This window comes from Burkholderia sp. AU33545 (assembly GCF_020419685.1).
Classification (GTDB): Bacteria; Pseudomonadota; Gammaproteobacteria; order Burkholderiales; family Burkholderiaceae; genus Burkholderia; species Burkholderia diffusa.
In genome coordinates, this window is record NZ_JAIZRQ010000010.1 from 192,443 (window position 1) to 215,752 (window position 23,310).

Annotated in this window: 17 protein-coding genes and 8 pseudogenes; 15 read left to right on the top strand and 10 right to left on the bottom strand. The window is 59.9% G+C overall.

What is annotated here, in order from left to right; translation table 11 throughout:
* Positions 1-6: 6 nt before the first annotated feature.
* From LGM71_RS30060 to LGM71_RS30070, 3 genes and pseudogenes are all read left to right on the top strand, one after another.
* Positions 7-399, top strand: a pseudogene (locus LGM71_RS30060) (integrase core domain-containing protein); the annotation flags it as partial.
* Positions 400-577: 178 nt separating this feature from the next.
* Positions 578-733 (top strand): annotated as a pseudogene (locus LGM71_RS33475) (IS21 family transposase); the annotation flags it as partial.
* Between the two features lie 262 nt (positions 734-995).
* Positions 996-2,465, top strand: a complete 1,470-nt coding sequence (locus LGM71_RS30070; RefSeq protein WP_226118105.1) for a flavin monoamine oxidase family protein — start codon at positions 996-998, stop codon at positions 2,463-2,465.
* Between the two features lie 271 nt (positions 2,466-2,736).
* Here the strand turns inward: LGM71_RS30070 and LGM71_RS30075 are convergent, their stop codons facing one another.
* Positions 2,737-3,438 (bottom strand): helix-turn-helix transcriptional regulator, encoded by a 702-nt coding sequence (locus LGM71_RS30075; protein ID WP_151049858.1) that lies wholly within the window; start codon positions 3,436-3,438, stop codon positions 2,737-2,739.
* Positions 3,439-3,685: 247 nt separating this feature from the next.
* Between LGM71_RS30075 and LGM71_RS30080 the strand changes: the two genes are divergently transcribed.
* The gene (locus tag LGM71_RS30080; protein WP_226118107.1) at positions 3,686-4,066 is read left to right on the top strand and encodes a hypothetical protein; all 381 of its coding nucleotides are present in this window, start codon (positions 3,686-3,688) and stop codon (positions 4,064-4,066) included.
* Between the two features lie 150 nt (positions 4,067-4,216).
* Here the strand turns inward: LGM71_RS30080 and LGM71_RS30085 are convergent.
* A pseudogene (locus LGM71_RS30085) lies at positions 4,217-4,719 on the bottom strand (MFS transporter); the annotation flags it as partial.
* A pseudogene (locus LGM71_RS30090) lies at positions 4,713-4,988 on the bottom strand (aldehyde dehydrogenase family protein); the annotation flags it as partial. The pseudogenes LGM71_RS30085 and LGM71_RS30090, both read right to left, overlap by 7 nt.
* On the opposite strand from LGM71_RS30090, the pseudogene LGM71_RS30095 reads away from it, so the two are divergent.
* Positions 4,987-5,307: pseudogene (locus LGM71_RS30095) on the top strand (LysR family transcriptional regulator); the annotation flags it as partial. The pseudogenes LGM71_RS30090 and LGM71_RS30095 sit on opposite strands and share 2 nt — an antisense overlap.
* Positions 5,308-5,580: 273 nt before the next feature.
* On the opposite strand, the gene LGM71_RS30100 reads toward LGM71_RS30095, so the two are convergent.
* Positions 5,581-6,870, bottom strand: coding sequence for a porin (locus tag LGM71_RS30100; protein WP_226118109.1), 1,290 nt, complete (start codon positions 6,868-6,870; stop codon positions 5,581-5,583).
* A 128-nt stretch (positions 6,871-6,998) separates the two neighbouring features.
* Positions 6,999-8,441 carry an APC family permease gene (locus tag LGM71_RS30105; RefSeq protein WP_226118111.1) on the bottom strand — a complete coding sequence of 481 codons (1,443 nt, stop codon included), beginning with the start codon at positions 8,439-8,441 and terminating at the stop codon, positions 6,999-7,001.
* Between the two features lie 399 nt (positions 8,442-8,840).
* Between LGM71_RS30105 and LGM71_RS30110 the strand changes: the two genes are divergently transcribed.
* From LGM71_RS30110 to LGM71_RS30120, 3 genes are all read left to right on the top strand, one after another.
* The gene (locus tag LGM71_RS30110; protein WP_062885791.1) at positions 8,841-9,947 is read left to right on the top strand and encodes an S-(hydroxymethyl)glutathione dehydrogenase/class III alcohol dehydrogenase; all 1,107 of its coding nucleotides are present in this window, start codon (positions 8,841-8,843) and stop codon (positions 9,945-9,947) included.
* A 16-nt stretch (positions 9,948-9,963) separates the two neighbouring features.
* Positions 9,964-10,821 carry an S-formylglutathione hydrolase gene (fghA, locus tag LGM71_RS30115; protein WP_151049852.1) on the top strand — a complete coding sequence of 286 codons (858 nt, stop codon included), beginning with the start codon at positions 9,964-9,966 and terminating at the stop codon, positions 10,819-10,821.
* A gap of 70 nt (positions 10,822-10,891) precedes the next feature.
* Entirely contained in the window at positions 10,892-11,275 is a 384-nt protein-coding gene (locus tag LGM71_RS30120) for a VOC family protein (protein WP_151049850.1), read from the top strand.
* A gap of 202 nt (positions 11,276-11,477) precedes the next feature.
* On the opposite strand, the gene LGM71_RS30125 is transcribed toward LGM71_RS30120, so the two are convergent.
* Both LGM71_RS30125 and LGM71_RS30130 read right to left on the bottom strand, forming a co-directional pair.
* Complete coding sequence (locus LGM71_RS30125; RefSeq protein WP_151049848.1) at positions 11,478-12,479, bottom strand: GlxA family transcriptional regulator; 1,002 nt, start codon at positions 12,477-12,479, stop codon at positions 11,478-11,480.
* A 23-nt stretch (positions 12,480-12,502) separates the two neighbouring features.
* Positions 12,503-13,141: a TetR/AcrR family transcriptional regulator gene (locus LGM71_RS30130; RefSeq protein ID WP_226118113.1), complete on the bottom strand. Its 639-nt coding sequence runs from the start codon at positions 13,139-13,141 to the stop codon at positions 12,503-12,505.
* Between the two features lie 259 nt (positions 13,142-13,400).
* On the opposite strand from LGM71_RS30130, the gene LGM71_RS30135 reads away from it, so the two are divergent.
* Positions 13,401-14,099: a helix-turn-helix transcriptional regulator gene (locus LGM71_RS30135; protein ID WP_226118115.1), complete on the top strand. Its 699-nt coding sequence runs from the start codon at positions 13,401-13,403 to the stop codon at positions 14,097-14,099.
* Positions 14,100-14,118: 19 nt separating this feature from the next.
* Here LGM71_RS30135 and LGM71_RS30140 read toward each other — a convergent pair whose 3' ends face one another.
* From LGM71_RS30140 to solA, 3 genes are all read right to left on the bottom strand, one after another.
* The gene (locus LGM71_RS30140) at positions 14,119-14,823 is read right to left on the bottom strand and encodes a histidine phosphatase family protein (protein WP_226118117.1); all 705 of its coding nucleotides are present in this window, start codon (positions 14,821-14,823) and stop codon (positions 14,119-14,121) included.
* 97 nt (positions 14,824-14,920) lie between these two features.
* Entirely contained in the window at positions 14,921-15,865 is a 945-nt protein-coding gene (locus LGM71_RS30145) for a phosphotransferase family protein (protein WP_226118119.1), read from the bottom strand.
* Positions 15,862-17,001, bottom strand: coding sequence for an N-methyl-L-tryptophan oxidase (solA, locus tag LGM71_RS30150; protein ID WP_151049838.1), 1,140 nt, complete (start codon positions 16,999-17,001; stop codon positions 15,862-15,864). Before solA ends, LGM71_RS30145 begins: the two co-directional genes overlap by 4 nt.
* A gap of 455 nt (positions 17,002-17,456) precedes the next feature.
* Between solA and LGM71_RS30155 the strand changes: the two genes are divergently transcribed.
* From LGM71_RS30155 to LGM71_RS30180, 6 genes and pseudogenes are all read left to right on the top strand, one after another.
* Positions 17,457-18,710 carry an aspartate aminotransferase family protein gene (locus LGM71_RS30155; protein WP_226118127.1) on the top strand — a complete coding sequence of 418 codons (1,254 nt, stop codon included), beginning with the start codon at positions 17,457-17,459 and terminating at the stop codon, positions 18,708-18,710.
* A 108-nt stretch (positions 18,711-18,818) separates the two neighbouring features.
* A complete protein-coding gene (locus LGM71_RS30160; RefSeq protein WP_226118129.1) occupies positions 18,819-20,249 on the top strand; it encodes an aldehyde dehydrogenase family protein in 1,431 nt (476 codons plus the stop codon).
* A gap of 78 nt (positions 20,250-20,327) precedes the next feature.
* Positions 20,328-20,870, top strand: a pseudogene (locus LGM71_RS30165) (3-hydroxyacyl-CoA dehydrogenase family protein); the annotation flags it as partial.
* A 59-nt stretch (positions 20,871-20,929) separates the two neighbouring features.
* Positions 20,930-22,252, top strand: a complete 1,323-nt coding sequence (gene paaK, locus LGM71_RS30170; protein ID WP_226118131.1) for a phenylacetate--CoA ligase PaaK — start codon at positions 20,930-20,932, stop codon at positions 22,250-22,252.
* A 154-nt stretch (positions 22,253-22,406) separates the two neighbouring features.
* A pseudogene (locus LGM71_RS30175) lies at positions 22,407-22,670 on the top strand (transposase); the annotation flags it as partial.
* Between the two features lie 271 nt (positions 22,671-22,941).
* Positions 22,942-23,310, top strand: a pseudogene (locus tag LGM71_RS30180) (transposase); the annotation flags it as partial.

The window sequence follows — 23,310 nt, forward strand, 5'->3', positions numbered from 1 at the left end:
CACGCGGGCTTACGCGTGCAGCAAGTGCTCGAGCGGCTCAAGGAGATGCGAGGCTTACCCGCATCCATCACGGTCGACAACGGGCCGGAGTTCGCTGGTAAGGTGCTGGATGCATGGGCCTACGAAGCCGGTGTCACGCTGTCGTTCATTCGGCCTGGCAGGCCGGTGGAGAATGCCTATATCGAGAGCTTCAACGGGCGGTTCCGCGATGAATGGCTGAACGAGCACTGGTTCGTCTCGATGCGCCACGCCAAGCGGCTGATTGAGGAATGGCGTATCGAGTACAACACCGAGCGGCCTCATAGTTCGCTCGGCTATCTGACGCCAGTGCAGTTCGCTCGGGCGCACGATGCAAAGCAGCAGCTTTTAACCTCGGACTCTAACTGCAGTCCGGACTAAAACCGGGGGCAGGTCAGTCCCCTAAAAAGAGACAAGGCTAACGCCCGTCGTGGATCACATGCGCAACACCACCGCCGAGCCGGAACTGGTTGGCATCGCGAGATCGAGTGCGTATTACTGGGCGCAGCCAGTGATGAGCTGAACCCCAGATGTTGGACGGTGGTTGAGCGAATTTCATGCGAATCGAATCCGGTATGCGTGTGCAACACGCTCTGAGGCCATGCCTGACTGGATCGGCAGCCTGATCGACGCGTTGGAATTCTACGGCGGCGTTCCCGAGCTGCTGGTGCCCGACAACATCAAGGTATTGATAGCCAAGGCTGACCGGTACGAACTTCAACACATGCCGCTCGCGCAATTCTCGCGCTCGCAGCGCACCGTTCATAGGAGGGTGATTGGCGTGCTCGGCGCCGGCCATCGGTAATCTTCGATAAACCGAAGAAAAACCATCCTTTGGCGGATAGGCAACCCGCATCGTGAAGGTCAAAAATAGACGGACCGTCGTTCACCGCTGAATGACTCGAATCATCGCGAGTCGCATCAAATGACGAGCGTGTCGACGCAAGGATACAACGCGACCTTCATGGAGACTGAGCATGTCGCAGCTTAAAGATTCGGAGCTTTCGGTGACGAAAGAGGGGTACGTGCGTTATGCCGATGCACGGCCGCCACGGAACGAGCTGCCGACCCGGGCGGCTGTCACGGGCGTACGCGCTCGTGACGCAGCAGCGTGCGATTACGACGTGATCGTCGTCGGTGCGGGCTTCGCCGGGCTGACGGCGGCACGGGATTTGGGAAGAGATGGCTATCGGGTGTTGCTCGTCGAGAGTCGCGATCGAATCGGCGGCCGCACGTTCGCCGCACGCGTCGACGGCTACGACTACGAAATTGGCGGCACGTGGATTCACTGGAGTCAGCCTCACGTATGGTCGGAGGTCACGCGCTACGGCCTGAGCATCAAGGAGTCCATAGGTGCCGCGCCAACGACGATTTCCTATCTTTGCGACGGCGTCCTCAAACGGGCGGCAGCAGAGGAGGTATGGGCAGAGTTTGCCGAGGCCATGGCGGCATACTGCAATGTCGACGGTGCCGAGGCGCGCACGGTGTTCCCGCGAGCACACGATCCGCTTTACTCGGAGGAAATTGCAAAGTACGACCATATCACCCTCGCCGATCGCCTCGCGGAACTGAATCTGCGCCCGGAAATTCGCGACATGATCGGCGCGATGCTCGCGCTCGATTGCCACGGAGATCCCGCAACGGCCGGTCTTGCGGATCAACTGCGCTGGTGGGCCCTGGGAGACCACGAAATGGGCCGCATGTTCGACAAGTGTGGTAAGTTCAAGATCGAGGAGGGCACGACCAGCCTTGCGCTGGCGATGCTGGAGGACAGCAAGGCAGATCTCCTGCTTTCGACCAAAGTCGTGAAAATCGAGCAGCGGGGCGATGCAGCCGAGGTCCATACGGCGAATGGTGAAACGCTCACTGCACGGCAAGTGGTATGCGCGTTGCCGATGAACGTGCTCAAGAACGTGGAATTCATCCCAGAACTGAGTCCGGGAAAACTTGCGGCTTCGCGCGAGGAGCATGTAGGGAAGGGTACGAAGTTCTGGGTGAAACTTGATCGAAAGATCGGCAGCTGGTTTGGTATGGCTCCCTATCCGAATCCCGTTCTGGCCGCATGGACCGATACCGAGGCAGAGGATGGCACTTACGTAGTTTGCTTCGGCTCGCCCGATCAAGTCGACGTGTCGAGTCTCGAGGCGGTTCAGACGGCTCTGCGTACGTTGTTGCCCGATGCCGCGGTGAGAGCAGTGATTGCCCATGATTGGGCGAAAGATGAAGCGGCGTTGGGCACGTGGTGTTTCTACCGGCCGAATCAGCTCACCTCGGCACTCGCGACGTTGCAGTCCTCCGATAACCGACTGTTCTTTGCCGGTTCGGACTGGGCGAATGGCTGGCGCGGCTTTATTGATGGCGCGATCGAGAGCGGGACAATCGCTGCAGTCAATGTGCGCGCAGCGCTGCGGGACGAGGTGAAGACGGAGCAACCCGTTCGAGGTTGACGATCGACACTTGAAGATGAGGACTGCGTGCGCAGTCCTCAGATTGCCGACGAACCCCACGTTTTTCGGCGCCGGGGGTTCCGTTGTTCCGGGAACAGGCCGGAAGGGGCGCGGCAGCAAATCTACCGCCAGCGCCACCTTCGCTTGGAACGCCGCTGAGTGCGTGCGTCGGGTTTTCTTCGTCGTTTCCCCGGTTCCTTTACCAGCATGATCGCTGGCTCAGGCCTCGGCCAAACCCACTTGTCCGATTGTCCGGATTTGCGCGGCGACTTTAACGGATTACAGCCTGCCGCAGGATCTTGGCTGCAAGCGCCGTGCGGCTGGTGACTTGAACCTTTCCGAAGATATTGTTCAAGTGGCTTTTGACGGTCGCCAGGCTAATGCACAATGCCTCGCTGATTTCCTGATTGCTGCGCCCATCTGCAATCAATCGGGCGATCTGCGTTTCGCGTTTTGAAAGCGGAAAATCGTTCAGATACCATTCGGCGTCCGCGTCCGACGCATTCAAGCGTTGGCTAACAAAATTGAACTCAATGAAGCGATGACAATTGGCAACGTCCAATACGACACGTCGCACGTCTTCCTCTTTGCTTTGAGAGTGCGTGAGCGGAATACTCAGCCCGCCACGTAACTGACGCTTGGCATCGCGGAAGAAGAGTTCCACGATCTCGCCAAAGCCATAGCTGCCGAAAAAATCCATGAAACGTTCGCCGTATGGCACACGCGCGGCACCTTTACTGGCGACCTCGACTGAACTCCCCGACAACCAGGCTCGCTCGGTGTTAAATGGATCGACGTCCCGCATTGACGACATATAGCTCGTCAGCAGATCCTCGTCGATGTCCCTTGGCACGAAGATCGGCCCGTCCGCAGACCGATCGACGGTGTAAAAGAGCATCTTGTCGGTTCGCAGGATAGTCGACAAAAACTTCATGGTTTCGACTGCGAACTGGTTGAGCTCTTGGGGTTTCATTCCACGTCCACGATGAAAATTTAGGCTGCACTTCAATATCGTCACCCGTCATCGGCCCGTCAACATCGTGTTTACCTGCATATCCGTGCAGGTCCTGCCGCGGGAAAGACATGTGAAAGAAAAATTCAATCTTGCGATGGATTCCGGCGGCGAGACCGATTGACGACAATACGCTACGTCGCAACCAACGTGGCGCGACGGGTCCGATCGGACCGACACATCGAACCGGAAAACAGGTGGAGACCCTATGTCACAAACCCTTCGCAGCGCGCTTGAAGCTCGCGTCTCGGAACTCAATAAGGCATGGCCCAAACACGACGCAAACACCATCCATCGTGAATTCTTCTCGCCGCAGGCATGGATCGCTGGCGAAGGTATGCCGGCAGCCGCGCATGACGCCGCAGGAGTCGTAGCAACGCTTCAGCACATGTTCGAGCAGGCTCCGTACGTCAAAGTGGAAGTCGTATCGGCAAGCGCATTCGACTCCGCGATCTCGAGCTGGCTGCATTGGCGGATTACCGATGCTGGTGGAACGGTCCAGGCCACCATGCGGTCACTGACGCTCTGGGAGCCAGTGGATGGCCGGCTCGTCATCTCCAGCGACTCGTTCTCTGCCGGCGAACTGTGAATGTTGCAGCCTGACAGTCAGTGCATTCGGTAAAGAAATCGCCATGACCGGGTTCGGTTTTTTACCGACACCCGGTGCAAGTGTATTGTGCGGCGGTTCGCGCTTCCGGCAATCGTCTCCGCCGCGCCTGTCACCGGAAGCGCGTATCGCCTAACGTCGCGTTGAATCCGCGGGAATGTGCTGACGAACGACGGCAAGGGCGACGAATACGACCATCATCGCGGATCCAAGCATGAGCAGGTAGCCGGCTCCTCCGGTCGCGGTAATCACGGCCGCACCGGCAAAGGCGCTGAGGATTGCACCGAGCCGGCCGAAAGCTAGGTTGGACGCCGTGGCGGTTGCCGCACGCCGGTCGAATAGACGTACGCGCAGAGTGCATACATCGTCGACTGGACTGCGTTGACGAACAGGCCGTGCAGCCCGAGTCCCAAGATCAGAAGCGTGGTCTGATGCTTCAAGTCCACGCCGAGGATCAGCCATGCACTGGCGGCGCCGCCGATGCCGCACAGCAGCAACGGGACGCGCGAACCGTAGCGGGTGACCGCCATCGCACATGCGAGTGCGCCGAGCACGCCGCCGAGATTGTAGGCCGTCAGGCCGTAGCCGGCGATCGTCACCGACAATCCCTCGCCGGTGAGCATGGCAGGCTGCCAACCGCTGCGTCGACGTCCGCATCATCGAGGACGATGAATGGCGCCTTGCCGCCGAGTTCGAGCACGGCCGGTTTCAGATGACGCGCACATTGTTCCGCGATCAAGCGCCCCACGCGCGTGGAACCCGTGAAGTTGACCCGTCGGACCTTGGGATGGGCGACCAGTGCGTCGACGATGCGGGCAGCGTCCGCCGGGGCGTTCGTGACGAAATTCACCGTGCCGGGCGGCAATCCGGTCTCCTGCATCGCCTCGACGATGAGGCCATGGGTGCCGCCGCGCGGCACCGTGCCATCCGAACACATGCAGCAGGTGTTCGCCGGACACGGCCTGGGACTCCCGAACATCGTGGTCGAAACCCGATCGATTACCGTGTTGAAGAGTCTCGTCGCCCGGTCCGGCTTTCTGAGCTGGATGCTTGAACCTATGTACGTGACGGAGAGCAAGGCTGGTGTCTTCGATACGCTCGAATTGCCGAAGGTGGTCGGGCGGCGCACGTTGACCGGATTTCGGCGCGGGCGCGGTTTATTGCCGAGCCCCGCCGTCAAACTGCTCGAACAGTTGAGGCAACTGACGGGAGAGCAACGCTGACCGCTCCCCGCAGTGGCTTGCTGCTGTTCTTCCGTGCTCCTGAAACAGGAGCGAATCAAGCGGCGCCCCTATTCGAGCCGGGCGACGCGGCCCCGGACCTGTTCGACTACATCGAAAGGTTTTATGACCCGGTTCGTCGGCATGGTTCCGCCGGCGATCTTTTATCGCTAAACGGCTCGTGAGTGTCTATGAGACGCTGGCGGGTCCATGCGCTCGCGTCGATTACTTCGACGTTACGATCGTCCAGAACCGGGTCGAGACCGCAAGACGCGGCTAGAACGTGTGCTTGATACCCATCGACACTGCGAGCTGGCTCGACGAATTCGAATTGCCGAAATACGAGAGTTGCGCGTAGCGCTCGAGCGAGCCGGTCACGGGGTTGATACCGATGCCATCGCCAGCCATTTTTTCGAAATTGCCGATGAGGTAGAGCTGCGTTCGCTTCGAAAGATTGTAGATCGTCGCGAGGCTGACCTTGTGAATCTGAGGCCGATCCCCCGTTTCGGACATTTTTCCAATCGTGTATGCGTAGGCCAGACCGAACTGCAGCGCCTCGGAAAAACTGTACAGACTATTGACTTCGGCTGTATCGAATCGCACGTCACTGACCGGGCCGCCGGCCTGGACCAGATACCGACTGGCCAGCAACTTCGCGCGCGTAAGCGTGGCATTCACGTTGAACCGGCCGAAACTGTAGCTGCCGCCAACCCCGTATGTTCGAAGCTCGCTCGCGTTCTGCAGTTGACAATAGTTCGACGGGCTTTGCCCGCAGCTGAACTCGCCGATATATGCGTTGTTGCCGCCCAAGGCTGCGGTGAACGGATCCCGCAGCGAAAGATAACCGGCCGCAACGGAGAGGGCGCCGGACTGGTAGCCGGCCGCGACAGCCCATGCACGATTAGTTGCGAACGCTCCAGGTTGATTGCCCAGACTGAATGTGCCGCTGAAGGAGAAGCCGCCAAATGTCGGGCTCGTATACACGACGGAATTGTTCACGTTGAAAGCGGCATTCAGATTGTCAACGTCACCGAAGTGCGCGCCCGCAAAACCGGACCAGACATTGCTCGACGCATATGGCGCGAGATATGTCGTGTACGAGTCGAACTGGCGGCCAAACGTGAGCACACCGAGCTTGTCGGACTTCAGGCCGACGGTAGCATTGGCGTCAAACAGCCCGTTCGGCTCAAAGAAAGCGCCGTTGTTCGATTGAAAATAATTCTGCAAATTGAAAGTCGCGGCCATTCCGCCGCCGAGATCCTCTACGCCTTTTATACCGAATGACGACGGCGCGCTGTTACCGGCGGTCATTTGCCAAGCGCGTCTTCCCGAAACACCGGCGCCGTCCGCGACCTGCTGGTTGGACAGGAACGTGATGCCGGTGTCGACCACACCGTAAAGTGTGACGCTGCTTTGAGCGGCGGCCATCATCGGCCCACATGCGACGATAGCAGCAACGGATGCACGGATTGCGCGGGTCCGAAACTTTGCAGATGTGGCCTTGAAAGAGGATGAACTCGCGCGACGATTCATTACCGCGTACCGGTTGATTTCTGGATTGCGCATTCGAACGACTCCTGGAATCGACGTGTTTCGGCCGAACGCCGTCCTGCGGCGATCGCCGCCTGCGTTGGACCGATTGATGGGTTTCAGTCGGCTCTTCTACGAGCCGTGTTCTGGAGCGCCGGGGAAACTCACAGCTCGGAGAGGAAGCGTCCCAGACTGCTGTAGCGATCCGGACGAGCCTTGCGCAACCAAAGTGCGTACATCACGCCGCCGAGCGCAAGCGCGGCGATGCCGTAAGGGAAGCAATAGATCCACCGCGACGTCGATCCGGTCATCAGATCGAGGTGGCTGACTTCCATGAATACGAACCACGCAAGTGCGATCGCGCTTGCCGCCGGTGCTATTTGCCTCACCCACGCGTTCTCGCCACGGGTGCCCCGCATGAAAAAGGCGATCACCGAAAGCGAAGTCAAGCATTGGACCGACAGGAGACCGATGGTCGAGAGTGCGGCCGTATAGGGCAGGACGACATTCATCGGATCGGACTTCGACCATGCGAACAGGAGCAGAGCCGCGGCCACGGCGGCAGCTTGCACCGCACATGCAACTACGGGCGCTTGCTGTCCTCGTGATACCGTTGAAAGCACCCTTGGCAGCACCTCTTCTCGCCCGAGCGAGAAAATGTACCGGGACGTGGTGTTGTGGAAGCTGAGAAGTGCGGCGAACAGGCTGGTAAGCATCAGCACTTGCATCGCCTCGGAAATGAATTTGCCGGCGATACGCTCTGCCATTCCGTACCACAAGCTGGCGGGATCTTTCCCAGCCATGGAGAGGACCTCGCTGGGACCCCAGACGACGATCAGCGCCCAAACGGAGAAGGTATACAGCACCATGATCGTCGTGATGGAGATATAAGTCGCCAATGGAATATTGCGATGTGGCTCCTTTGCTTCTTCCGCATAAATCGCAGTGGTTTCAAAGCCCATGTACGAACCGACTACAAACACGATTGCCGTTCCAAAACCAGCAGTGAAGGTATGCTGCGGGGTGAAAGATGCGAGCGTATAGCCAGCGGGACCGCCGTGCAAAACTGCCGCGACGTCGAATACGGCGATAACGAGCATTTCGGCAGCGAGGAGGAAAAACAATAACCGACCGCTGATCTCAATGTTGGTGATACTCGCTACAAGAATGACGAGCAGCGCACCGAGACAGCATATCCACCATGGCACGTCAACGCCGATCCAGTCGTGTAGGCTTGTCGACAGGAAGAATCCAAGCATGCCGTAACAGGCGAGTTGCATTGCGTTGTACGACAAGATGGCGACAAACGCGGCGCTGATGCCCCACGGCCGCCCGAGTCCCTGAGCGATGTACGCATAGAACGCACCCGCGTTCGTGGTGTATTTGCTCATTGCGGTGAAGCCAACGCTGAAGAGCACATAGACTAGGCCGACGATGACAAATACCGAAGGCAGCCCGATACCGTTGCCCATGGTGAGGGAAACGGGAACCGCGCCTACCAGAGCGGTCAAGGGGCCGTTGGTTGCGATTACGGCCGAGACTATTGCGAAGAGCCCTAAAGCGCCCTTCCGCAGTTGCGGTTGATTTGCTTCTCTTGCGGCATCCATGGTGGGGTTCCTTCCAAAGTTAGGACGAAAGGCTGGCGTTATTAGCGCGTACATTGGTCGACGCAAGTATTTTTGATCTGTCGCATCGACCTCTCGCAGGAGACGGATTCCCGTGCGGTACCGGCATCTGTCGAACTGATTTTCAGCGGCCGAAATCAATCGTCAATCATCCCAAAGTTGCAAAGCCAGTGTTTCCCCTAGTGCGGGATACGCCCGGGTCTCCCAGGTCGAAGGCGTGGATGACGAAAAGGGGGCCGTCCAAGCGTAGATTTCAGGTTGAAAGCGCAGGCACTGATTCGCGCCATCGTGCGCAACGATCCCGCCAAAACTCAGGAGAAGCGTTGGCTGAGCATTCCCCGACACTTAATCTTCGTTCCAGCAAATAGATCGAGGATTGAGATGAAAACCAAAGCCGCAATCGCCTGGAAGGCAGGACAGCCTCTCACGATCGAGGAAGTCGATCTGGAAGGGCCGCGCGCCGGCGAAGTGCTGATCGAAGTGAAGGCGACCGGCATCTGCCACACCGACTACTACACGCTGTCGGGCGCCGATCCGGAAGGGATCTTCCCGGCGATCCTCGGCCATGAGGGCGCGGGCGTCGTGGTCGACGTCGGCCCCGGCGTCGGCACCCTGCGCAAGGGCGACCACGTGATTCCGCTCTACACGCCCGAATGCCGCGAGTGCAAGTTCTGCCTGTCGCGCAAGACCAACCTGTGCCAGAAGATCCGCGCGACACAGGGCAAGGGGCTGATGCCCGACGCGACGTCGCGCTTCTCGCTCGACGGCAAGCCGCTGTTCCACTACATGGGCACGTCGACGTTCTCGAACTACATCGTCGTGCCGGAGATCGCGGTCGCGAAGGTGCGCGAGGACGCGCCGTTCGACAAGATCTGCTACATCGGCTGCGGCGTGACGACGGGCGTCGGCGCGGTCGTGTACTCGGCGAAGGTCGAGGCCGGCGCGAACGTCGTCGTGTTCGGGCTCGGCGGCATCGGCCTGAACGTGATCCAGGGCGCGAAGATGGTCGGCGCGGACAAGATCATCGGCGTCGACATCAACCCGAAGCGCGTCGAGCTCGCGAAGAAGTTCGGGATGACGCACTTCATCAACCCGAACGAAGTCGAGAACGTGGTCGACCACATCGTGCAACTGACCGACGGCGGCGCGGACTACTCGTTCGAGTGCGTGGGCAACGTGAAGCTGATGCGCCAGGCGCTCGAGTGCACGCACAAGGGCTGGGGCCAGTCGTTCATCATCGGCGTGGCGGCAGCCGGTGAGGAAATCAGCACGCGCCCGTTCCAGCTGGTCACGGGCCGCGAGTGGAAGGGTTCGGCGTTCGGCGGCGCGCGCGGCCGCACCGACGTGCCGAAGATCGTCGACTGGTACATGGAAGGCAAGATCAACATCGACGACCTGATCACGCACACGCTGCCGCTCGAGCGGATCAACGAAGGCTTCGACCTGATGAAGGCCGGCGAGTCGATCCGCTCGGTCGTGCTGTACTGACCGGGAGCGCACCGCGATGCTCGAACTCGTTTCCTCGCATGCGTGCCACGGCGGCGAGCAGCGTTTCTACCGTCACGATTCGGCGGCCATCGGCCTGCCGATGAAGTTCTCGGTGTACCTGCCGCCGCAGGCCGCGCACGGCCGCGTGCCGGCGCTGTTCTATCTCGCGGGGCTCACGTGCACCGACGAGACGTTCGCGATCAAGGCCGGCGCGCAGCTATACGCGGCGCAGCACGGCATCGCGCTCGTGATGCCCGACACGAGCCCGCGCGGCGCGGGCGTGCCGGGAGAGACCGACGCGTGGGACTTCGGCGTCGGCGCGGGTTTCTACGTCGATGCGACCGAGGCGCCGTGGTCCGCGCATTACCGGATGGAGTCGTACGTGACGGGCGAGCTGCGCGTGCTCGTCGCGGCCGAACTGCCGATCGACGGTGCGCGGCTCGGCATCTTCGGGCACTCGATGGGCGGCCACGGCGCGCTGACGCTCGCGTTGCGCCATCCGGGCCTGTACCGGTCGGTGTCGGCGTTCGCGCCGATCGCCGCGCCGACGCGCTGCCCGTGGGGCGAGAAGGCGTTCTCGGGTTACCTCGGCGCCGATCGCGATGCGTGGAAGGCGCACGACGCAAGCGAACTCGTCGCGCGTGCCGATGCGCCGAAGTTCGCGGACGGCATCCTCGTCGATCAGGGCCTCGCCGATCAGTTCCTCGCGAACCAGCTCAACCCCGACGTGTTCGAAGGCGCCTGCGCGAAGGCCGGCCAGCCGCTGACGCTGCGCCGTCATCCGGGCTTCGACCACGGCTATTTCTTCATTTCAACTTTCATCGCGGACCACATCGGGCATCACGCGACTGCCCTCGGTGCGTACCGAGGGTGAATACACAATCATCCGAAGATTCATTCTGGCGCGCAGCGCCGTACCATCACGTCACTCAAAGAGGAGAATCATGGCAGTCTTTACGCACATCACTGTCGGCACGAACCATCTCGAGAATGCGCGCTCGTTCTACGATCGCGTGCTTGGAGAAATCGGCTTGAAGCGTGTCGCCGACCTCAACGACAACGGCTCCATCTGGGGTCAGGAGTCTCCGTCCTTCTTCGTTCTGAAGCCGGCGAATGGCCAAGCAGCCACCGTTGGGAATGGCGTGACCGTCTCGTTTGAAGCACCGGATCGCAAGTCGATCGACGCGTTTTACAAAAGCGCGCTTGCCGCAGGTGGAAAATGCGAAGGTCCTGCCGGACCGCGTGGCTGGGCGCCAAACGCATATGCTGCTTACGTGCGCGATCTGGATGGCAACAAACTTGCCGTCTATTGCTTCAAGGCTGAGTAACCCGACACCATTGCCAGAAAATGAGCTTTCGGCCTTGAGTTTTCCAGCCGCACCAGTACTACGTCTATGAGGCCGATCCGCCTGCGTTCATCTCGCATTCGCAACGAAGGCAGGCGGAATCCTGCCCATCCGGGTAAAGGAACCGCGCCTGTCAGGCTTCTCGGTGATCGGCTGGAGGTACCTGAGCCGAAGCGCAGACGGTTTATTTCGGCTTCGTTTCTTCCCCTGTGCTTCTGTAAGTGCTCGGGCTTATACCGAGCACCTTTTGAAAAGAGCGTCGCATCAATTCGTAGCTCCCGAACCCGACGTGACTCGCGATCGCCTTGGCAGGCAGGGATGTCTCGCGAAGTAGCTGGCTCGCCATATCGATACGTGTCTTCTCCAGGTAACGTCCAGGCGTCATGCCCATTTCCTCATGGAATACCCTTAAGAAGTTACGTTCGCTCATGGAGATGTATCCGGCCATCTCGGCAACGGAAAGCTTCCGTGTGATGTTTTCCAGGAGCCACTCTTGCAGTTGCCGAATTTCAATTCGGTTGGTCTGCTGAACTCGGAGGTGTACGCTCAACTGAGATTGTGTGCCCGAGCGCTTGAGGTAGACCACAAGATCGCGGGCGACCAAATGGGCAAGTTCCGGTCCGTGATCTTGCTCGACCATTGCGAGTGCCAGATCGATCCCGGCAGTGACGCCAGCTGATGTCCACAGCCAATCGTCGTTCAGGAAGATGCATTCTTCATCGATTGAAACCTTAGGATAGCGGTCCTTCAGTTCATCTCGAACGCTCCAGTGCGTCGTGGCGCGATGTCCGTCGAGCAGACCGGCGGCGGCAAGGAAGAAGACGCCGGAACAGAGTCCCGCGGTTCTTTGGAGTCGACTCGCCACCGAGCCGAACCAATCAACGATTTCAGGATTTTGCGCGACGGCATCGTCGATGCTCCGCGTGCCTACGACAAACGCGGTATGCGGCACCGACAATGGAGAAAGCGATTTGGTCGGTGTGAGGGAGGCGACCGAGTCGGATGCGATGGGGGTCACCTTGCTCGCAACAATCCGCACGTCGTAACCTGGCGGGCGGCCTAGCTCCGCAAGATGGATGTTCGCATAAGAGAACACGGACATCGGCCCGACCGCGTCCAGGAGCTTGAAACCTTCATAAATGATCAGGTCGATGGTGATGGTCGGATGGGTGAGCCGCTTTTTCATACGCTGTGTTGACCGCAGTGAGTCTATTCACCTCCGATAATGGAAGTGACGATGGAAAGCAATTCGGCACGCAATGGCGGTGCGCTCGTGGCGTCGACGTACGTTCGTCTACCCGCCTCCCGGATCGCACCGACGAGCAGAATAGCGCACGCATCGGCGCGCGAATGCCCCTTCTTCCCCCGGAATCGCGGCGTGGCTCTCAGATCATCCGTGATCTCGGCGCGAACCCAACCGGATGTCCTGCCGATCGCTGGCGCCAAAATCGGTGCCAGAGCTGGTTCGGCAACACTGTACAGCTTTCCCTTGCGCGGGTCCGCGCAGATGGCGAAGTAAGCATCTGCGAACGCCATGATCTTCTCCGACGGTGAATTTCCGCCATCCCGAAGCCTGGTGCTATCTCGTTGAAACTCGGCACCGATCTGCTCGTAAGCTAGAAGAAGCAGTTGATCGCGGCCACCCGGAAAGTGGTTGTAAAACGTTCCTTTGGACAAGCCCGCCCGTCTGAGAACGTCATCCAGCGCACACAATCCCGCGCCGCTGTCTGCAAGCTCCGTCGTTACTGCATCGACAAGATCGTCCCTGACTCGGAGCTTATTGCGCTCACGCAAGGTCAATGGCGTTTTCGAGGTCACTGCGAGGAGCGTGGATGCGGGTTCGGACATGCGACTGTCTCACACGGCGGTTTTCGGGGTTGAGGGCATTCGTCGGGTGGCAGCGCCGACCGTTCTATTGTGGGACGAGGTCGTTCACTTGGCAAGAAAACGTGGACATCGAGTCCAATTTATGGTTTTGGAGTATTGACGCGGTTTTTTTCGCTTTCTAACATGGATTCGTCACGGTGCATGTTTACTTCAGGTCGTTTTTTCGCTCCTGGCAAGTGTTCAAGAGGGAAGACGGTCTTTGCCGAACAGGGATGCGATCATGCGTAGCGAGAAGACGGGTGCCGAACAATTTGCAAGGCAGACATTGAATTTCATGTCGAATCTGCTGGGCGTCGACTCGATTGCGTTCTATCACATCGACGACGAAACGCGAGAGTCTCAGTTCAAGTTGCTGAACGTGCCGGCAGGCTTCCTCAGCGACTACTTGACGTATGCGGGGGATCTCGACCCACTTTCTCCCGTCCGGGCTCAATCCTTAGGGGGCGCTACAGCATTGCTAAGCAACGAGCTTGGCGAAAGTGACGGCGACCGGGAGTATCACCGCTTCATGCGACTGCATGGATTCCGGGACACTATCGAACTGTTCTTCCGGTGCAATGGACAAATGGTCGGAGGATTGAGCGTGCTTCTGAACGACGGTTCAGCCGCTCCTGATCGCAGGACTGAACTGCTGCAACGTTGTCGGATCGCACAGCCTTACATCGAGCACAATATTGCAAGCGGTCCTCACGCTTCCGTCATTCGCGTCCGCGAGTGGCTGGCGACCGCCCATGGCCTTTCGAAGAGGGAGGTAGCGGTTGCCGAATTAGTGGCGGCTGGTCAATGCAACAAGAGGATCGGAGGAGAGCTGTCGATCGCGGTCACAACCGTGAAAACTCACCTGGTTCACATCTTCGACAAGGTCGGCGTCGATAGCCGTGCTGCGCTGATCGCAAAGATCAATGCTTTCTCGTCGTAACGGGGCGGCCTAGCCTCTACTAAGTACCCGCTTGTCCGTGTCGGGAAAGCAAATGCTCCAGCGTCGTTTCACGCGGCGTTGGATGGAGTGGATGGTGCGCGGCAAAGTTTATCAGTCGGACCACCCAATCCTCGGGTTCAGCGCCGATGTCCAGCACGTTCAAACAAGCGTAATCTTGCTCGATGCTGGCGAAATACGCACCGCGATTTCCCGATAGCGCTCGGGAGATGATCGCGGTGTTGACCCCGCCGTGTACCGCAAGGAGCGCCACTTTCCAGGTGTCGTCCAACCGCAATGCCTCGATCTCGGAGTCGACCCGTGTCGTGAAGTCGCGAATCGTCTCGCCATTCATAAATGCCCAGGAACCCGGCACAAGTCGAACTCCCGCAAAGAACGCTTGATCCAGGCTGGTGCGAGACAACGCACTGACGTCGCCACCATGAATTTCGCATAGCGAATCAAAGTTTTCCACGGAGGTCACTCCGAGACTACTTCCGATGATCTGGGCGGTTTCGCGGGACCGGAGCAGCGTGCTTGAGAGAATTCGGTCTACGACCACGTTGTTCTGTTCCAGAAATGCGGCCGTCTGCGCTACCTGTGCTCTTCCGAGACTCGAAAGAGGCGGGTTCTGGTCCATTTGGCTCTGTTGGGGGAAGTAGTTCACCTCCCCGTGGCGGATGAGATAGATCCTTCGCCGACCGGACAAGCTGGGTTCACGCTGCATTTCCTGCACCCGTGGAGGTGGAAAATTCGGAGTATCCGGACATACTCGGAAAGACGGAAATTGCTGCCTACGCGCCGGGCGCGCGGCAGCTGTGGCGTCAGCGGGCCGCAGTCTGGAGCAGTGTCCCGAATTCGGGTGAATCGATCCGCTTTTTCACCTTGTCAAGGCTACGATTCAATTCACCCACGTAATCGTAGTCAGCGTTCTTGTCACTTGCTCCTTGCGCGACCGTCCATAGGCCGAGACTGCAGTAATCGGCGGCGAGTGCGAAGAGGCGCATGCGGGCCTGCCTGCATGCATCGTTGGTGCCGAAGTAGTCTTCACACATCTGGCCGATCGAATCGGTGTCGAGCTCACCGTACGTCGCGATGAAACCGAGTTCGTAGCAGCGATCGCCATTCCCGGACAAATCGTAGTCGACGAGTCGTACGTCACAAGTCGTCGTCTCGAGAATGTTCGCACCGTAGAGGTCGTTGTGACATGGAACGAAGTCGGTGATTCGAAGGTCGAGAACCTTTTCGACTCGCGCCATCACTTTGCACAGTTCTTCATAACCGTCGGGAAGGTCCACGCCGCGTTGGCGCGCGCATGCAAACTGTGATCTGGCGTCCGAAAACGGGCTGAAATCCCGTGCGAAGCGAGCGCCGCTATCGTGGAGTCGACGCGCGGCGCTTAGAAGGCGCCTGCGGCCCGCGCGATCCGAGGTGTCGAGAAGTTTGCCGGGAAGAAATTCGACCACAAGTGCGAGTGGCTCCGTGGTGATCTTCAATACCCGCGCACCAATACCCAACTCGCCCGCCAGACGCGTGTTTTCCATCGCGACGCCGGACGGCGGAATCACGCCAAGTCCCTCCCAGGTCGTATTCCACAACTTGAGCATGCACTTGCGGTCGCCGTCGATGGCCACCAAGTTTTTGTGCGCACCGCCGCCAGACATCCATTCGAACACGGGCCGGGAGTCTGCCCAACCCGGTGTTTGACGGATGACATCTTCAGCGCGCTTAAGCAGATCAACGTCGAGGACGGTTTCGATGACACTCATTTCGTCACCTCGCTGCTTTTGAGTTTGAACCGTGCCGTCGTGAAGGTATCGAGGTCCGGACGTTCCGTGCCATCGACGAAATCGGCCAGTGCTTTGCCGACCACAGGCGCGTAACGAAATCCGCGGCCGGTACACCCTGCGCCGATAACGACGTTCCTATGGTCCGGATGTGCCCCGAGCAGCCAGTGACCGTCCTTGCTTTCGCTCCACATGCACACCGCGCCGCCCACAGGTTCTGCATCGAGCTGCGGCAAGCGCTGACGGAGCACCTCGCGCACGCGCTCGACATCGTTTGCCTTGATATCTTGACTGATCGTATCGGGATCGATGATATCTATGCGAGTTGCGACGCTGAACTTGTAGGTGCCGTCAGGTTCGGGACATCCGTAAGCCGGCATCCCGGGGTCGCCCGGGGGAGCGGCAAAGAAGAGGGCGGGCATTGCGACATGACCCGCCGGGACCTTGAAATTGACGAGTACTTGACGCTCTACGTCCACTGGAAGGTCAAGGTTCAGTATCCTGTTCGACCTCGCGCCCGCGGTGACGACGAGCTTGTCAGCTCGATACGTGCCCTGGGCAGTGTGGACTTCCACGCCGCGGGCGTCGGCGCTCCACGTCAGAACGGGTTCGTCGAAGCGGAACTCGACACCGTGTTCGGAGGCCAATTTCTGCAAGGAGCGAATGGCAGGTTCGACCAGGATAATCGAGCCATTCGGTTCCCACACCGTCAGCTCGCTCTCTCGGGTTTTCAGCCACGGGAAACGTGCAGACGACTCGGAATCGGAAAGAACTTCGTATTCGAACTCGCTTTTTTGCAGGTTGGAAAGCGTCTTGTCGAACCACTCCGAACCGGGTTCGCCGATGAACGCCGAACCGGTTTTGACCAGAATGTCCTGACCGACCTTCTTCGAAACTTCGCCCCACATCTCCCAGGCGGCTTCGGTAAGCTTGATGTAGGCAGGGCCGGAACTGTTCGATTGCCGCGCGAGGCGAGTCGCGCCGCCGTGCGAGCCAACCTTGTGAGGCGGACGAAATGCATCGATCGCCAGCACCCGATAGCCACGGGCGGCCAATTGCCAGCTTGCTGCGCTTCCCCAGGTGCCGGCACCGAGAACGATCACATCGAAACTGCTCATCATAAATCCCGAAGAACATGGAGCTCGTGGACGTCCTTCGTCCGACGATCCTCGCCGTTAATGAATGGTCGTTGTCGGCTCAGCCGGCATCGACGTCTGCAGCCCGACCTTGACCGGACTTTCATTCATTTTTCTCAGCAGAAAATAAATTGTCGTCCTCCAAAGGTTGGAGACTCGACTAGGGTTTCTACGTGCTACCGGATAAAGATCGGAATCGACAACCCAGGTGTTCGTGTGCCTTGCGCGCTCTATCGTGCTGTTTGGAGCCTTCGGTAACCCCTCGGATCCAATATTTGGTTTGCAAGCTGCCAGCAAATCAAACCTTCGATTGATTCGAACTCGGAGCCGTTCGTGAAGAATCTAGCCAATTGACGGAGGGTGGCGCATCGTGGCGCATTTGGCGCCGAGACCGGTTCATGGCCATAACTCTCCGTGAAATTTTTCAGGAGCGGAAATTGAACACTCAGGACGATTCGGTGATGGACTTCTCGACTGCAGCGCCAGAGCAGCCTTTTGAGGATCGTGAGGAAACGATCGCGGCGTCGACGCGCTACCTCGCGTCCGAGAGTGGTAGATTGCTGCGCGGTCTCGGCGCTGACTTGATCATTGGCGCGCGCGCGCGAGCGCAGTTCCAGGACGCTTTCAGCGGAAAATGGTACTGGAACATGCACTGCAACGGTGGAGTGTTCAACATGGGCCACCGTAACGAGCGGTTACTCCAGGCACTCCGCGGTGCGCTCGACACGTTGGACATTGGCAACCATCGATTCACTTCCGGCATCCGGGCGCAAGCCGCACAGAAACTGACCAGGTCGACTGGCGGCGTGCACGCTGGCGTGGTTTTCAACGCGTCCGGCGGGGAAGCGAATGACCTCGCTATTCGGCTCGCACGCGGCGTTACGGGGCGGCAGAAAGTGATCAGCATTGTGGGTGGCTACCACGGCCACACAGGTATCGCCATCTCGACCACGGACCCGGAATTTTCCGCTCCTTTCGGTGGACCGCTCCCAGGCTTCGTTCAGGTTCCGTGGAATAACCTGTCCGCGATGGAAGCGGCGATCGACGACGACACGGCCGCGGTCGTCATGGAAACCCAGCCCTCGTCATGTGGCTTCCTTCTCCCGACAGACGGATATCTGCAGGCTGTGGAGAAGCTATGTCGCGATAGAGGAGCGATGTTGCTCATTGACGAGGTACAGACCGGTATGGGCCGGACCGGACATGTCTGGTCGTGGCAGCACCATGCCATTGAACCGGACATTTTCGTGAGCGGAAAGGGCCTGTCTGGCGGCGTCTACCCCATGGCGGCAACGATGATGAAGCAGCCGATCTTCGATCATCTTCATCGGTTTCCCTACGGACAGGTCTGCACGTACGGCGGTAACGAAATCGGCAGCGCCGTGCTGTGCGAACTTCTCGACATGGTAGATAACCCGACGTTCCTCGGACACGTGCGCTCGTTGAGTCAGCAATTCCACGAAGGCTTTGCCGATGCCGCGTTCGACTACTGGACGATCGGATTGAGCGGCGGCATAGGTCGAAACACGCCTGACTGGGCGCTGGCCGCAATGCCCAAGCTGTACGAAGCCGGAGTATGGGCAGTGTTCTCGTCGTTCAACAAGAGCGCGTTGCAATGCAAGCCCGTCATGATCATGACGGCGGAAGAGGCGGACCGACTCATCGGCGTGGTGAAAGCCGCGCTTCGCTAGTCTGAATTTCAACCAGTGCGCGGGGGCGGTCGGTGGACCTGCGTCACCTATCGCCTACGCTCAGATACGAACATTGAGAGCCTGGAGCACCAAGGGAGGAGCCAACGCATGAAAATCCATCTGAATGTCGTCAACGGCATGTTGGTCGAGGCCGTGGAGACCATTGAATCGCTCAACCCGGCGACCTCCGAGCCCATTGGTCGTGTTCCCGTTTCGACGAAAGCGGATGTCGATGCAGCAATTGCCGCTGCCCGGGCGGCGCAACCTGCGTGGATGTCGCTTTCAGAGGGCGCTCGAAGCGCCGCGCTACAGCGAGTGGCCGACGTTCTCAAAGAGAACGCCGAGTATCTCGCCACGTGGATCACCCGCGAGCAAGGAAAGCCTTTGGGCGGCGTCGGCCCGGATCAGATCCCCGGTTCGCGATTCGAGATGTGGGGCTGCGAGGTCTGGACCCGGGTACCTGCGAGCTTGGATCTGGCTCCTGAGGTCTTGTTCGAGGACGAAACTCGACGCGACGTCATGCACCGCCAGCCATATGGCGTGGTGGCCGCCATTGCGCCATGGAACTGGCCTCTGCTTATTGCGATCTGGCAAATTATTCCGGCGTTGCGGATGGGTAACACGGTCGTGCTCAAGCCATCCGAGCTGACCAGTATCTGCACGCTAGAGATGGTTCGCTTGATCTCGGAGGTGCTTCCGCCGGGCGTGCTGAACACGGTGAGCGGAGATGGCAGGGTCGGCGGCTTGCTGACTTCGCATCCTGGCGTAGACAAAATTCTATTCACGGGGTCAACCGCCACCGGCTCTCGCATTTCGGCGGTCGCAGCCGAAACTGTTACACCTACGACGATGGAGTTGGGCGGCAACGATGCCGCTATTGTTTTACCCGATGCGAACCCTAAAGATATTGCGCAAGGGTTGTTCTGGGGGGCTTTCCTCAACATGGGCCAAACGTGCGCATGTATCAAACGACTCTACGTCCCTGAGCACCTTCACGATGAAATCGTTTCGGAGCTCAAGGCAATCGCTGAAATGCTTCCGATGGGCGACGGGCTCACTACGGGCGTCGCGATTGGTCCCATTCAAAACCGCGCGCAATACGACAAAGTGTTGGCGCTTGTGGAAGCTGCGCGCGCCGAAGGTGGAACCGTGGTGTGCGGCGGTGTAGCCCCGTCAGGCGCCGGTAACTTCTATCCAATTACGCTTGTGACCGGTCTGAAGGACGGCGCCCGTCTGGTGGATGAAGAGCAATTCGGTCCGGTTCTCCCAATCATTAAATACTACGAATTGGCGGAGGCCATCGATAGCGCGAATCGTCTCGAGGTTGGACTCGGCGCCTCGGTGTGGTCGTCAAACCCTGACCGCGCAGCGGGAATTGCGTTAAAGATTCAGGCGGGGACCGTTTGGGTCAATCAGCATGGCGCCATTCACCCCATGGTCCCTTTCGGCGGCATCAAAGGCTCGGGCTGGGGAGTAGAGTTTGGAATCGACGGCTTGAAGTCCATGACCCAACCACACGTTATCAGTATCAAAAAGTGACGCGGCCGACTGTTGAGCCCGCTCCGTTTTCATAGCCGTTTTGAAATTCTGCAAAAGCCGCTCCTTTCGCCGGACGACGCGCAGGATGGCCCGGCCGCCGCGTTGCATGCACGCTTCGTCGAACGCATCGCGAACGGGCGGCGCAACGACGTGCATGCCGACGATTTGCTCGCCGTGGCCGGCCGCGCTGACCGATGGCCGCACCGGGACCGCGCTCGCCGCGCACACAGGCGTGGTGGATCTTGTGCTCGTCGATCTCGCGCGCTCCAGTGCAGCGACGCCGCGTATGCGGAGGCGGTCGGCCTGTTCCAGCAGGCGGGTTTTCGCGTCGTCGGCGTCGCGGACGTGCCGGGCATGGTCGCGATGCGCACCGTCGCGATGCTCGCGAACGAGGCGGCCGACACGGTGAACCAGGGCGTGTGCTCGCCCGCCGATCTCGATCTCGCGATGGAGAAGGGCGTGAACTACGCGTGCGGCCCGCTCGCGTGGGCCGATGCGATCGGCATCGGCCGCGTGCATCGCGTGCTGTCGAATCTCGCGGCGAGCTACGGCGAGGACCGCTATCGCGTGTCGCCACGCATCGCCATGCTGCACGCGGCCGGCCGCACGTTCCGGTCGTAGCCGCCGACCCCGTTACCCCGAACACGATAACGACATCACTCCATTGGAGGAGCACCCCGATGACTCACCCGACGCATCCCGCCGCCGCCCTCGAGCCGATCGAGACCGCCAGCCGCGACGAACTGCAGGCGCTGCAGCTCGAGCGCCTCAAGTGGTCGCTGCGCCACGCGTACGACAACGTCCCGCACTATCGCCGCACGTTCGATGCGGCGGGCGTGCATCCGGACGACCTGAAGTCGCTCGCCGATCTCGCGAAATTCCCGTTTTCGACCAAGAACGATTTGCGCGACAACTATCCGTTCGGGCTGTTCGCGGTGCCGCGCGAGCAGGTCGTGCGCGTGCACGCGTCGAGCGGCACGACGGGCAAACCGACGGTGGTCGGCTACACCGCGCGCGACATCGATACCTGGGCGAACGTCACCGCGCGCTCGATCCGCGCGGCCGGTGGCCGCCCGGGCGACACGCTGCACAACGCCTTCGGCTACGGGCTCTTCACGGGCGGTCTCGGGATTCACTACGGCGCGGAACGGCTCGGCTGCATGGTCGTGCCGATGTCGGGCGGCCAGACCGAGAAGCAGGTGCAGCTGATCCGCGATTTCGAGCCGAAGATCATTCTCGTCACGCCGTCGTACATGCTGAACCTGATCGACGAGATGGTGCGGCAGGGGATGGACCCGGTCGAATCGTCGCTGAAGATCGGAATCTTCGGCGCCGAGCCGTGGACGCAGGCGCTGCGCGAGGAAGTGGAGACGCGCGTGGGCATCGACGCGCTGGACATCTACGGGCTGTCGGAAGTGATGGGCCCGGGCGTCGCATGCGAATGCGTGGAGACGAAGGACGGCCCGGTGATCTGGGAAGACCATTTCTACCCGGAGATCATCGATCCCGTCACCGGCGAAGTGTTGCCCGACGGCAGCCAGGGCGAGCTCGTGTTCACGTCGCTGACGAAGGAAGCGATGCCGGTGATCCGCTACCGCACGCGCGACCTCACCGCGCTGCTGCCGCCGACCGCGCGCACGATGCGCCGTCTCGCGAAGATCACCGGCCGCTCCGACGACATGCTGATCGTGCGCGGCGTGAACGTGTTCCCGAGCCAGATCGAGGAGATCGTCGTCGCGCTGCCGCAGCTGTCGGGCCAGTTCCAGATCACGCTGTCGCGCGACGGTCACATGGACCGGCTCGACCTCGCGGTCGAACTGCGCTCCGAAGCGGCCGCGTCGGTCACCGAAAGCGATCGCGCGGCGCTCGCGCGCGAGCTGCAGCACCGGATCAAGACGATGGTCGGTGTGTCGTCCGGCGTGACGGTGCTGGCGGCCGGCGGGATTCCCGCGAGCGCGACCGGCAAGGCGCGCCGCGTGATCGATTGCCGTCACGCGGCGTGACCCCAGCCCGCCGCCGCCGCTTCAGTCCCGATCGCTTCCTCTTTAGGAGTTCAGTCTGGATTGCTGGTTCGTCGTGATCCGCATTAGGAATCCTGGACCGATTCGAGAGTGAGTTTTGCGGCAAACTTGACCCTGAACCAGAAGGAGGTTTGCCATGAAACGCGAGCGCTTTTCGATCGAACAGATTGTGGCTGTGCTCAAGCAGGCAGAGTTGGGCATGCCGGTGGCCGATGTGATCCGGCAGGTCGGTATTTCGGAACAGACGTTCTATCGGTGGAAGAAGCAATACGCCGGCATGCAGTCAGATCAGGTACGCGAGCTCAAGCAGTTGCAGGACGAGAACGCGCGACTCAAGAAGCTGGTTGCTGAACTGAGCCTGGACAAGGCCATCCTGCAGGACGTTGCATCAAAAAATGTATGGTCCGCCCCGGCTTTGCAAGGCGAGCGTTGTCGATCCGACGCATGTCAGTTTGCGTAAATGTATCCGGCCTCTCGCGAGTCGAACGCTTTTGGCGTTCAGGCCATGATGAGATCTGCGCGTACCGTTCCTAATAAGCTGGTTCGGGCTTGCTCGCCCGCTTTTTTGACCAAGGCTTACGACAAGAGGTGGCCTCGCAAAATCGGACAGCCAGATAAGTGGAACGGCCGTGGCCTGAGCTAGCGATAATGCTGGCAAAGGAACCGAGGAAATGACGAAGAGAACCCGACGCACGCACTCAGCGGCGTTCAAAGCGAAGGTGGCGCTGGCAGCGGTCAAGGGCGAGCGCACGCTGGCCGAGCTGGCGCAGCAGTTCGATGTGCACCCGAACCAGATTACCGAATGGAAGCGGCAATTGCAGGAGCGTGCGGCGGACGTGTTTGGTGCGGCGGGCATGCCGTCGAGCGAGCCGCCGGTGGACCTGAAGGCGTTGCACGCCAAGATCGGCCAGCGGACACTGGAGAATGATTTTTTAGAAGGTGCGCTCACCAAGGCGGGATTGCTGAGCGCAAAACGATGATCGACCGTACGCATGCGCTGCCGGTTTCGCAACAGACGCGACTGGTCGGCATCGCGAGAT

Excerpts from the sequence above, each read along its gene's own strand:
- LGM71_RS30130 (WP_226118113.1), bottom strand. The coding sequence starts at position 13,141 with ATGTCCGAACCCGCATCCACGCTCCTCGCAGTGACCTCGAAAACGCCA.
- LGM71_RS30100 (WP_226118109.1), bottom strand. The coding sequence starts at position 6,870 with ATGCGCAATCCAGAAATCAACCGGTACGCGGTAATGAATCGTCGCGCG.
- LGM71_RS30110 (WP_062885791.1), top strand. The coding sequence starts at position 8,841 with ATGAAAACCAAAGCCGCAATCGCCTGGAAGGCAGGACAGCCTCTCACG.
- LGM71_RS30075 (WP_151049858.1), bottom strand. The coding sequence starts at position 3,438 with ATGAAACCCCAAGAGCTCAACCAGTTCGCAGTCGAAACCATGAAGTTT.
- fghA (WP_151049852.1), top strand. The coding sequence starts at position 9,964 with ATGCTCGAACTCGTTTCCTCGCATGCGTGCCACGGCGGCGAGCAGCGT.
- paaK (WP_226118131.1), top strand. The coding sequence starts at position 20,930 with ATGACTCACCCGACGCATCCCGCCGCCGCCCTCGAGCCGATCGAGACC.
- LGM71_RS30070 (WP_226118105.1), top strand. The coding sequence starts at position 996 with ATGTCGCAGCTTAAAGATTCGGAGCTTTCGGTGACGAAAGAGGGGTAC.
- solA (WP_151049838.1), bottom strand. The coding sequence starts at position 17,001 with ATGAGCAGTTTCGATGTGATCGTTCTCGGTGCCGGCACCTGGGGAAGC.
- LGM71_RS30105 (WP_226118111.1), bottom strand. The coding sequence starts at position 8,441 with ATGGATGCCGCAAGAGAAGCAAATCAACCGCAACTGCGGAAGGGCGCT.
- LGM71_RS30125 (WP_151049848.1), bottom strand. The coding sequence starts at position 12,479 with ATGAAAAAGCGGCTCACCCATCCGACCATCACCATCGACCTGATCATT.
- LGM71_RS30160 (WP_226118129.1), top strand. The coding sequence starts at position 18,819 with ATGAAAATCCATCTGAATGTCGTCAACGGCATGTTGGTCGAGGCCGTG.
- LGM71_RS30120 (WP_151049850.1), top strand. The coding sequence starts at position 10,892 with ATGGCAGTCTTTACGCACATCACTGTCGGCACGAACCATCTCGAGAAT.
- LGM71_RS30140 (WP_226118117.1), bottom strand. The coding sequence starts at position 14,823 with ATGCAGCGTGAACCCAGCTTGTCCGGTCGGCGAAGGATCTATCTCATC.
- LGM71_RS30080 (WP_226118107.1), top strand. The coding sequence starts at position 3,686 with ATGTCACAAACCCTTCGCAGCGCGCTTGAAGCTCGCGTCTCGGAACTC.
- LGM71_RS30135 (WP_226118115.1), top strand. The coding sequence starts at position 13,401 with ATGCGTAGCGAGAAGACGGGTGCCGAACAATTTGCAAGGCAGACATTG.
- LGM71_RS30145 (WP_226118119.1), bottom strand. The coding sequence starts at position 15,865 with ATGAGTGTCATCGAAACCGTCCTCGACGTTGATCTGCTTAAGCGCGCT.